Source organism: Flavobacterium panacis, assembly GCF_024649945.1.
GTDB classification, from domain to species: Bacteria; Bacteroidota; Bacteroidia; order Flavobacteriales; family Flavobacteriaceae; genus Flavobacterium; species Flavobacterium panacis.
On the sequence record NZ_JANKMS010000015.1, the window covers coordinates 115469 to 122996 of the forward strand.

Here is a 7528-nt window from a genome sequence, read left to right on the forward strand (position 1 = left end):
TATTATTAGAATTTAAAATTATACGATATTCCAGGAACTAATCCATAAATAGACAATTTTCTTACTTCATTATCGCCTGTACTATCATTTGTAGTAAATATCATTGAAGCGGCATTTTTTCTGCCGTAAATATTATAAACACTAAATACCCAATAACTTTGCCATCCAACTTTTTTATCAGGTTTGGGAGTATAAGTAGCTGAAATATCCAAGTGATGGTAAACCGGTAATCTGTTTGAATTTCTTAGCGAGTAATTAGGTATATTTCTTCCAGCAAATTCATAGTAGCCATTTGCATAGGTCACAGGCTGCCCAGATTGTAATGTAAAATTAGTATTCAAAGACCACTTCGGGTTTAACATGTAACTTGTTACAATATTTAAATTATGAAGTTTATCATATCCCGCCAAATACCAATTCCCATTTGCAATACCAGGCTCATCAACGCTCCTACCTGGAGTTTTTTGTTCAGTCTTAGACAAGGTGTAAGAAACCCATCCTGTAAAATTACCTGTGTTTTTTCGGAACAAAAATTCAACGCCATAAGACCTCGCTTTACCATTAAGAATAACTCTTTCAATATTATTATTTCCTAATATAATTGCGTCATCTATATAATCTATACGATTTTGGATATTTTTATAAAACAACTCTCCTTCAAAAGAATATTCATAATCCTTAAAATTTTTAAAATATCCCATTGCATACTGATCTAACACTTGCGGTTTAGTAAACGGCCCACTAGGTGTCCAAACATTCATAGGCGATAAGGACTGATAGTTAGATAATATATGAACATACTGTGCCATTCTGTTGTAACTTGTTTTTAATGAGGTATTTTCGTTAAAGGCGTATGATAATGCAAAACGTGGTTCAAAATTATTAAAGCTACTTATGACTTCTCCACTTCCATAAGAAATTTTCCCTGTTGGAGCAGCTTGTTCATAAATGTTATAAGTTGGATTATATACGACCGCCATATTATTTTCATAGGTACTAATCTCTTCAGCACCAAAACGATAAAACTTGCTGTAACGAAGCCCATAACGAAGATTAAGTTTTTTAGTAACCTGATGTTCGAAATCCATAAATGCAGAAGTTTCCAAGGCAAATTTCTTATCAAGCTGTCTATGATTAACGGGAGAATTAGAAGTTGTAGGTTCTAAAACACCAGGATTAAAATTATAATACAGACCATCAATCCCATAATTCAACTTAAACTTTTCGGATAGAATATGATTCCAATTGTACTTAAACCCATAGCTCTGAATAGCGCTTTTCCATTTGTAATCTTGTAGCTCCATACCCAAACTGAATCTATAGTCACTATAAAAGACAGTTAATTTTGTATCTAAATTATCTGAAAATTTATGCGTCCAATTTAAAACACCCATTGTATTTCCATAGTTATTGGTAAATAGTTTACTTAATTTGAATGTATCATTTCCTAAATATCCGGAGAAAGCAAGAGTATTATTAGCTCCCAGGCGATAATTAAACTTAGCATTTAGATCATAAAACATAGCTGAGCTTTTAATATCTGTCAATTTTAAAAATAAATGGGCATATGAGGCACGTCCGGCAATAATAAAGGAACCTACATCTTTTTTTACTGGTCCCTGCACTAAAAACCTACTTGAAGCTGTACCAATACCACCATTAAATTTATAGTTCTCAAAATTCCCAGTTTGCTGATTCACATCAAGAACTGAAGAAACACGACCTCCAAATTTAGCAGGAATACCTCCTTTATATAAATCCAATCCACTAACAATGTCTGCATTAAAAACAGAGAAAAAACCAAACAAATGAGAATCATTATATACCGGAGCTCCGTCCAAAATTAATAGATTCTGATCGGCGGCACCACCACGGACATTAAATCCTGATGAAGCCTCTCCCGCATTGGTAACTCCGGGTAATGTTAGTATGGCCTTTAAAGGATCTGCCTCCCCCATTACAACAGGAATCTTCTTTATCTCTTCCATCGTAAGTTTATTAACACTCATTTGAGGATTCTTGATATCAACAGCCTTACTAACGGTTACAATTACTTGTTTCAATTCTTGAGTATTGGCTTTCAAAACAAAATCCATACTTATATCATCAGAAACTATTATTTGCTCTTCCTTATCTTTAAAGCCTATAAAACTAATAAGGAAAGTGTAACTCCCTCTATCCAATTCTATAGAAAACATACCTTCTTTATCGGTTATAACACCTCTTTCAAGTTCTTTTATAAAAATATCAGCACCAATTACAGGATGCTTATTTTCATCTAAAACCTGCCCTGAAAGTTTACTTTTTTTAATAGTTCTTTTTGCAAAAATGACATTTCCTTCAATTGAGAATTCAATAACTGAACTTTTATTTAGTTGAGTTATAAGATCTCTTATTAGTATATCTTTATAAACATATTCTATTGTGAAATATTTCTGATTTGTATCAATTTGATCTTCTATGGAAAATTTAAAATCGGTCTGATTTTCAATTTGTTTAAACAATTCTTTAAGGGTTGTTTTACTATCTACGGCTACAGTCACATTTTGGGAAAACATCTGTAAACTGAATAGAGAAAAGCATGCTAAAATTATATGCTTCATTAAAATTTATATTTAAAAATATTATTAAATTAGATAGTTTAAGACTACCCTTGACATTTGGTAGTATCCTTCAATACATACTTCCTTTTGTATTGAAAAGCAATCTGTTTTTTTATCTCTCCATTTACAAATTTTTTTTTAGTTATACATTTCTCCTGATTATCTGTAATTTGTTTTTTTATCTTCTTTTTAGTTATATGCTTTGTTTGTTGTAATAATGATTCAACTTAATCATAATGCATTTTAACTCAATTCAATATAGTTATATATAAATCAGCTTCCTACTATCAAAATCTATAAACTAATTCAAATCTCATAAATCATCTACACCTACTTTACAATCATTTCAGAGTTTGACTGCATAATAAAAATGTGTCTTATATACGATTTAACTAACTTCATTACAAAAAACTTAATATGAATACTAAATTTCCTGTATTAAAATTTCTTCTTATCCAAAAAGTGTAAAATACTTTTTCTTTAAAATATCTTTGTTCTTTTTTTTGCATATAACAAACGAAAATAAGAAAGTTCCTAATCAAAATATTTTTTTTTTACAATTATTCCTTAAAAAAAACAATAAACAATTATTGATCAACAACTTACATTTTTTTTTTTTTTGCAATTAATTTATAAAAAATGAAAAAAAATCTTTTATTCAACTGAAAGGTCTCGATGATCTAAGTAATTTCATAATTCAACCTCACTTCCATTTATGACAGAATCAATGAAATACTTTTTTGTTAAAAAAACAAAAGCTGCATTCTGAATTTAATCGGAAGCAGCTTTTTCAATTCTATTTTTCTTATATTCTTAAAATAATTATACAGCAACCATTTATAAGAGTAATGAAACAACCGAATGTTTTCCAGTATTTAGATCTTTACAATGTATCACAAAAAACATAATGTCTATTTTTTTTTATAGTATCATTAAACCTCTGCAGCTGAGTAATTGTAAAAAATTTCTTTCTCACCAAAAAGTCTTTCAGATATAATATTTTGTTCTCTACAATATTCAATAAGAATATTAGATTGTACGATTGGATTGGATTCGTCTGTGTATTTTATACTGCTAATAAACTCCAACCATGGCTCCTGTCCCATAGCATAAACATATACTTCCTTAGCGTTAAAAGCATTAATAAGTCCCTTGCCTTTTTCAAAATTGGAACCTGCTAATCTTCTTGATATGTCTTTATCCCTTGGCAAATTTTCTGTTAACAAAGGACCATAAAGCCATGATAAAGGGGCGCCATCGCACTCCATTCCTAAAAAAAGCACATCTACATCTCCTAAAACCGCCTGAACATGCTGATATAATCTAGACTCAATATTACAGGAATCTGCGACAAAAAGCATTTTAAAATCTCCAACACTTACATGATGGCAAATTTTGGCCTGTATATTTAAATCCGAATGTTCCCCTACAAAAGGTACACCTGTTATTACACAGTCACTAAACTTGATTGCTTCCATTTCATCAATTTCAATAACATTATCAAAACCGATTGCATTTAACATCAATTTTATACTTGGATCCTGCAATGCGCCATTAGAAGATCTAGGAACTACAATATTCTTAATCTTATGGCGTAAAGGAATTAAAGTTTCGAACAAAATATGGTCCTGATGATTGTGAGTGATCAAAACATAATCAATACTTTCCGGTAAATCCATATCCGAATAACGTTCAACCTTCTGATCGTATCCATAATAACTTATTACTGGATCTAACATTATACTGATATCTTTTGTTTCCACCAGTATACAAGCATGCCCGAAATACCTCATTCTTACCTTGTCTCCTTCGTATTTATTGTACTCTTTTGGGGCTTCAGTAGTAAAAAAGGAATCAAATATAGGTTCGTCTTCTTCGCTTATTCCTAATGTTTTTTTTATAGAATCCAGATCTCCAGGATTCTTTTTCATTCGGCTTAACGCATCCAGACCTTTATGGCTGAATGGGATATTAAGATGGATCTTGTCTTTATCTGCTAAACGCGGTGTACTTAAAACAAAAGGACGCTCATCGTTTTCTGTTAACCATAATAAGATACTTTGTGAAGATGGATTGTAAAATTTGCTATGATACAAAAGAGGTTCAAAAAATCTAAAAGAAGCTTGATTGTTTAGATCATAATATAGTTCTACATATCCCTTGAGTATTTCAGGAACTTCCTCATACAACGGATCTAAAGAGTATCCTTTTGCTTTGTTTTTCAAAAGAGTATCCAGAGTTTTGATTGCTTCACTAAAAGCTACCATATCTTTTTGCTTTTCCAGAGTCTCTTCTTTTAGTTTTTGGATTTCATCAACTCTTTTTCCATCATAATCAATAAAAGGGCCTCCGAGCATTTTAGGATTTTTAACTGCTGCAGCATGAGCGGAAGGTGCCTGAATATAGGAATTCATAATTTTCAAATTTCGCCCTGTAATATTCATTGCACTAGTGGCAGGAGAAATCAAATGACTCCACGCATACCAATTATCAAACAATGGTTCAATTACTACATTTGGTTTTAGAAACAATTTCTGATTATTCATTTTTTAAAATAGTTTAATATTAAGCTTAAATGGAAAGCTTTTTTACTTTTATTAATAATGGTATCTGATGATACTAAGAATGTTCTGAATCAAAGTATCTATCTTCACCTAAGTCTTTAATTTTTCTTTTTTATATCTTATCTAATTATTTATTTGATTTATTCCTGTTGTTGTCTCCTCTATACCCATTAAAATATCAGAAATTTGTTTTAGATAAATACTATCCAATAAAGTGATATGAGTAGAAGGAATATGATGTACAATTACTTCTTTATTAGTATACTTTTGCCATTCATAATCAAATTTTTCGATATCATTTTCAATTATAATTATTTTATCTTTAGTTTCATCTTCTGCTGGAGTATACATTGCCCTAAACAAAATGATTTGAGCTTCCACAATGGGTTTGTTTTGAGCTATATAAATGTAATTTTCATTACGGAAAATAACTTCTAAATGGCCTTTTACCTCATTCTCATTTATTTTTAGTTTAGAGTCGCTTAACAATTTACACACAATCTCTATTTGTTCATCAGCTGATTTATTTTCAAGAACCAGATTAGACCAGTTAAAATCATCTCCAAACATTGTACGGATAAGTGTTTCTAATGAACTGCGATATGAATCGTCCCGATTATTACTTTCACTTCTATCTAGATCAAATCCAGTAAAAGAACTATCGAAAATTAATAATTCTTCGACATCGAATCCTTTGTTCTGTAATTGTACTGCCATTTCGTAAGCAACTATTCCTCCAAAGGAATATCCTCCAAGTCGATAAGGTCCGTATGGATCTACTTTTTGCATTTCCTCTACAAACGTAAAAGCCATTTCTTCAATAGAATCTGAAATTGGAGATTTTCCATTTAATCCCGGAGATTGGAATGCATAAACAGGTTGATCCTCTCCAAGTAATTTAGCCAATTCAATATAACAGTTAACAGTTCCTCCTCCTGGAGGTGCCAAATATATAGCTTTATTACTTCCTTTTTTTTGTAAAGGTATTAAGATATTTTCTTTAGCTGATTTAACCGAATCCAAACTCTCAACAAAATTACATATTGTTGGGTACTCAAATATGGTCATAATATTGGTATTCAAATCCAATACTTCATTAATTCTCGCAACTAATTTTATTGCCAGTAAACTGTGACCTCCCAACTCGAAGAAATTATCATGAATCCCTATTTTTTCGATACCAAGCAATTGCTGCCAGATCACCGCAAGTGCCCTTTCGGTATCTGTGCGTGGTGCAACATACTCCTGGGTAGAAAGATCCGAATTGTCAGGATCCGGTAAAGCCTTCTTATCGATTTTACCATTAGAAGTCAAAGGCAGCTGATCCAGTTCTACCCAAAGCAAAGGAATCATATAATCTGGTAGACTTGATTTCAAACGATCCTGCAGATCCGCTTTATCCAGTTTACCTTCTGTAACCACATAACCTATCAGACGTTTGTTTCCGCCTTCATCCTCTCGGGCTAAGACACAACACTGGCCAATTTCCGGCAATGAAGACAAGACATTCTCAATCTCACCCAACTCGATACGGTAACCTCGGATCTTGACCTGATTATCCTTTCTGCCAATATATTCAATATTGCCGTCTGCAAGCCAACGCACTAAATCGCCCGTCTTGTAAATCCTGTCGCCTTCTACAAATGGATTGGCTATAAAATTCTCCTTAGTCAGTTCTTCCTGATTCAGATAACCTGCAGCAACTCCCGAACCTCCAATACACAACTCTCCTACAACACCAATTGGAACTATATCTGATGAAGGATTTAAAACATAAAGGCTCGTATTGGTTAAAGGTTTACCTATTGGAATGGTTCCGGCTAAAGCAGGTATCTCTGAAATAACATAACAGGTAGCATAAACGGTGGTTTCGGTAGGACCATAAACATGAAGGATTTTCCCTGAACCTAATCCCGAAAGCATTTTGCGAACAGGAGTCAATGAAACTTTCTCGCCTCCAAACAACAACAATCGTAAACTTGATAATAAAGATAAATCATAATCCGCCAAAGAATTAAACAAGGCTGTAGTAATAAAAATAACACTCAGTTCATGCCTGTTTATTGCCTGTGATAAAGCAGCAGCATCTGAAGCCACGGATTTATCTATCAAATAAAGACTCGCTCCATTTAAAAGACTGCCAAAAATCTCATAGGTGGATCCGTCAAAAGCATAATTAGACCATTGGAGTACACGATCCGAACCCGTAACTGCAATCTCACTCAACGGATCATTTATCAGAGTAATTACATTTTCATCACTGATCAAAATTCCTTTAGGTAATCCTGTGGTACCGGACGTGTACATAATATACGCTACTGAATCCTCTGTCCTTGAACTTACAACACTTGAAGAGCTGTA

3 protein-coding genes are annotated in these 7528 nt (G+C 32.4%); all 3 read right to left on the minus strand.

Annotated elements, in window-relative coordinates; genetic code table 11:
- Window positions 1-5 precede the first annotated feature (5 nt).
- Complete coding sequence (locus NQQ59_RS23575; RefSeq protein WP_144212015.1) at window positions 6-2603, minus strand: TonB-dependent receptor; 2598 nt, start codon at window positions 2601-2603, stop codon at window positions 6-8.
- A gap of 932 nt (window positions 2604-3535) precedes the next feature.
- Window positions 3536-5149, minus strand: a complete 1614-nt coding sequence (locus tag NQQ59_RS23580) for an MBL fold metallo-hydrolase (RefSeq protein WP_144212013.1) — start codon at window positions 5147-5149, stop codon at window positions 3536-3538.
- A 141-nt stretch (window positions 5150-5290) separates the two neighbouring features.
- Window positions 5291-7528: non-ribosomal peptide synthetase (locus tag NQQ59_RS23585; RefSeq protein WP_257698453.1), on the minus strand; the 2238-nt coding region annotated here is incomplete at its 5' end.